We start from the raw sequence: 3,958 nt of genomic DNA, 5'->3' as shown, positions 1-3,958 counted from the left end.
AAAGAGGCTCGTCGCTAAAAAAAGGAGTTTCCTGCCCAAAAACGACGACGAGAAAGAGGCTCGTCGCTAAAAAAAGGAGTTTCCTGCCCAAAAACGACGACGAGAAAGAGGCTCGTCGCTAAAAAAAGGAGTTTCCTGCCCAAAAACGACGACGAGAAAGAGGCTCGTCGCTAAAAAAAGGAGTTTCCTGCCCAAAAACGACGACGAGAAAGAGGCTCGTCGCTAAAAAAAGGAGTTTCCTGCCCAAAAACGACGACGAGAAAGAGGCTCGTCGCTAAAAAAAGGAGTTTCCTGCCCAAAAACGACGACGAGAAAAGGTCTCGTCGCCAAAAAAGGGGTTTCTCGGCTCAAAATGACGACGAGAAAAGGTCTCGTCGCCAAAAAATGGTGTTTTTCGGCTTAAAATGATGACGAGATTCAGGCTCGTCGCCAAAAAATGGTGTTTTTCGGTCAAAAATGATGACGAGAAAGAGTCTCGTCGCTAAAAATAGAAACTTCCCTCCTAAAAATTATTGTTCAGCCAATTAGAAAAAACTAATTAACCACGCGACCGCCACGTATGAAGCACCCGTTCACCTCATCATCATAAAGAAAAATTTTTTCAGAACGGCCGATCACCATTGATAAGGCGTTTCTTGATAGACATAATAGTTCAGCCAATTGGAGAACAGTAAATAACTATGTGACCGCCACGTATGAAGCGGACGTTCATTCACATCATCATTTGGAAAATAATTTTTCGGGATTGCCGTCCCAAGTCCTTTCTTTTGATCACGAACGTATTCATCTGCAAGAGTAGTAGCATCATATTCTAAATGTCCGGTAATCATAATGTTTTTTCCATTTTCAGACATAATGATAAATGGTGCTCCCTCCTCTGATACAGATACTAACTTTAATTCCGAATGGTTCTCAATGGCCTCTCTGGAAACATCAGTATAACGGGAATGAGGAGCGTTGAAAACTTCATCAAATCCCCTGACAAGCTTCAACTTTGGTTCAAATAATTGATGTTTGAACACACCAAAACATTTTTTCGGCAATTCGAATTTACCAATGCCATAATGATAATACAAAGCTGCTTGGGCACCCCAACAAATATGTAGCGTTGATGTTACATTTGTTTTTGTCCACTCCATAATTTCTGCCAATTCTTCCCAGTAGTCCACTTCCTCAAAAGCCATTTTTTCTACAGGTGCCCCCGTAATAATCATGCCATCATATCGGCGGTTTTTCACATCCGCAAAAGTTGTATAAAAATTATCCAAGTGATAATTGCTGACATTCTTTGATTGATATGTAGATGTCCTTAAAAAAGTAATATTTACCTGCAATGGTGTATTACCGAGCAGGCGCAAAAGTTGCAGTTCCGTTTTTTCCTTTTCCGGCATTAAATTTAAAATAAGAATATTTAATGGGCGAATATCTTGGGTTCTTGCCCGATCTTCATCCATAACAAATATCTTCTCTTTTCTTAACAACTCTCCCGCAGGCAAATCTTTTGGTATATTAATCGGCATTGTCATTCCCCCTTCATTTCACAATTTTAATAATGTATCACCTATTATAAAATTTATTTATTATTTATGGCAACGTTATTTTTCTTTAAATATTAAATTTATGCAGTATTTTGATACTCTTTTTTAAAACCATTAGGTATTAGTAAATATATAAAAAAGGACCAAGTTATTTCTATACCCGGTCCATTTATTACTAATTTTTTGTACTTTCTCTCTCAATCGGCAATGTACAGCACCGGAATGAGCCGCCTGATTTAATGATTTCTGTTATATCGACTTCGATGACTTCAAAACCGTGATTTCTCAAAGCTTCGTTGACTTTTTTATTAACCGGGAGACTAATAATTTTCCGGTTGCCAATTGATAAAACATTTGTTCCTAGTGTAAATTGTTCTTCCTCTGTTACTTCAATTAATTCATATCGCTCTTTTAATTTTCCAATATGTTCTTGATCCAATGCTCCCGGGAAAATTAAAGCAACATCAGGTGAGACAATATTGAACACACAATCCAGATGCAAATATTTTTCATGAAAGTGAACCGGAATAATCTCAAATTGCTTATTCAACAGTTTTTGAATCTGTTCAATCGCTTCCTTTTTGGTTCTGTCACTTAACCCGATATATATGCGGTCATGATCAATAATAACATCGCCACCCTCAATTTGATGACCAATAATATTATAGTAAGAAATTTCTTCGTCCTCTAACCACCGTTTCAAGACTTCTTCTTCTCCGTTTCTAACCTTACTAGCCATATCAGCAACAAATATTGTTTCTCCGAGAACAAAACCGATGTCCCTCGTAAACACTTGCTCAGGATATTTCCGATGGTAGGGGAGTAAATAGACTTCAACATGATTTTGCCTTAATGTATCAACAAATTGGCTATGTTGTTCCAAAGCTTTTTCAATATGTATCCCTTCATTCTTAAAATGCTTTTGAGTCTCATTAATAACATCTCGGATTGTCATATATTGCGGTTGACATACAATTACTTTTTTCAACACATCGTATTCTGTATAACAGTGGATTTTTTGCGGTGGAATGGTTTCATACGGTTCCAATTTTATCCCTCCCATTATAAATCGTGAAAGTAGCAACTCTATCTTAAAAAAAATCGCATGAAAGACATTTAATTTATCCGTAGTATCGTTTTATTTTTCCAATTTACTGTGAAATTTATGTAAGGGTACAGCCCAAAAAGCTCTTTTATTAAAAAAGAAAAGCGATCGGACAATATTTTGTAGTGCCTTTTTGGAAGTAATTCATGTAAAAACATGTAGATATTTGTAGACAAAACATTCGAAATTTTAGAAGGAAGAAGCTATCCTTTTGAAGAATTATATTTAAGAGAATAAAAACTTTTTAGGGGGAGTTTGCATTGGATCGGATTAGTTATATATCCTACGTTTTATATCAATCTCATAATGAAAATTTAAAAAAATGGGCTTTGGAGTTATTAAACGGTACGATTACTTTAAGGGAGGTAAAGGTAAAATCACAGGTTGCAGAAGCAGAAATTCAACGCGCAGAACTTTTGTATAAAAATGGAAAATTGGACTATCAAAATGTTTTTCGGTTTGTTGCGGAATATATGGAGTTAGCCTCTTAATATTATGGAAATTATTATATTTTTGAGCAGTCATCAATATTTTTATAAAGAAAACTCGGTGACTGCCGAGCCTTCAGGCGTTGGCAGAGCCGTAGTTCAGTGGAAAAACATTTTCGCTTGCGAGGTAATGCTACCGAAGTCTCTCTAATCACCGAAAAAATATAAAATTTTTTCGGCTGCGATATATTCCAGTGAAGCTTTCCTTATGCACTTATACTTAATTCTTAAAATTTCCCTCTACGTCGAAATCGCTTCTTTGCTGGAAATTTATACATTCTTAACGTATAAAAAAGGGTCGACCGAAAATCGGTTAGACCCTGAACAGCTTATGTGTACTGCTTAAATAACCGATTACCTTCTTTTAATGAGAATAGCACCTATCCCGAAAATCCAAATGTATGAAAAGAAAAAGATCCATAGGTAAAGAATGGAAATCGACTCGTTTCCTAAAAGTGTGAAAACGGCTAAAGCTATAAATAAAATAGCTAAGGAAAGATGTGAAGCATATGCAAAAAAACGAAAAACATTGTGAATAACCCGTTCATCTGCTTCTGGCAAATTATCCTTTTTGCGTTTCTGTTTAATCACTTGAATTATTGTCAAAATGATAGTTGCAACCAAACCACCGGCAAATACATCATATGGAAATTCACCCTGAAAAAAATAAGCAAGAAATGAGCCCAGAACAATACCTATAAGACCACAAGCAATAATAAAGAATGGCGTCCACTTTGTTAAAATCGTTTCCCATTTTTTCCTGTCTTTTACACTCATTTTTATACCCATTCCTTTCGCTTCGCTCAAGGCACAAAACGGAATGAAAT

5 protein-coding genes are annotated in these 3,958 nt (G+C 36.1%); 1 reads left to right on the top strand and 4 read right to left on the bottom strand.

Going from position 1 to position 3,958, the window contains the following annotated elements; translation table 11 throughout:
* Nucleotides 1–222 precede the first annotated feature (222 nt).
* The 3 genes from LIZ98_RS17060 to LIZ98_RS17050 form a co-directional block, all read right to left on the bottom strand.
* Entirely contained in the window at nucleotides 223–381 is a 159-nt protein-coding gene (locus LIZ98_RS17060; protein ID WP_227203156.1) for a hypothetical protein, read from the bottom strand.
* A 233-nt stretch (nucleotides 382–614) separates the two neighbouring features.
* Nucleotides 615–1,520 (bottom strand): homoserine O-acetyltransferase MetA, encoded by a 906-nt coding sequence (gene metA, locus LIZ98_RS17055; RefSeq protein WP_108897647.1) that lies wholly within the window; start codon nucleotides 1,518–1,520, stop codon nucleotides 615–617.
* 193 nt (nucleotides 1,521–1,713) lie between these two features.
* Nucleotides 1,714–2,586 (bottom strand): dimethylarginine dimethylaminohydrolase family protein, encoded by an 873-nt coding sequence (locus LIZ98_RS17050; RefSeq protein WP_375293599.1) that lies wholly within the window; start codon nucleotides 2,584–2,586, stop codon nucleotides 1,714–1,716.
* Nucleotides 2,587–2,903: 317 nt separating this feature from the next.
* On the opposite strand from LIZ98_RS17050, the gene LIZ98_RS17045 reads away from it, so the two are divergent.
* On the top strand, nucleotides 2,904–3,134 hold the full coding sequence (locus LIZ98_RS17045) for a hypothetical protein (protein WP_034768523.1): 231 nt from the start codon (nucleotides 2,904–2,906) through the stop codon (nucleotides 3,132–3,134).
* A 351-nt stretch (nucleotides 3,135–3,485) separates the two neighbouring features.
* Here LIZ98_RS17045 and LIZ98_RS17040 read toward each other — a convergent pair.
* On the bottom strand, nucleotides 3,486–3,958 hold a 473-nt coding region (locus tag LIZ98_RS17040), incomplete at its 5' end, for a hypothetical protein (RefSeq protein ID WP_227140358.1).

Origin of the sequence: Caldibacillus sp. 210928-DFI.2.18 (genome assembly GCF_020554505.1) — a bacterium.
Taxonomy (GTDB): Bacteria; Bacillota; Bacilli; order Bacillales; family Caldibacillaceae; genus Caldifermentibacillus; species Caldifermentibacillus hisashii.
The sequence above is the reverse complement of the archived record's forward strand: the minus strand, read 5'-3'. Positions and strand labels throughout refer to the sequence as shown.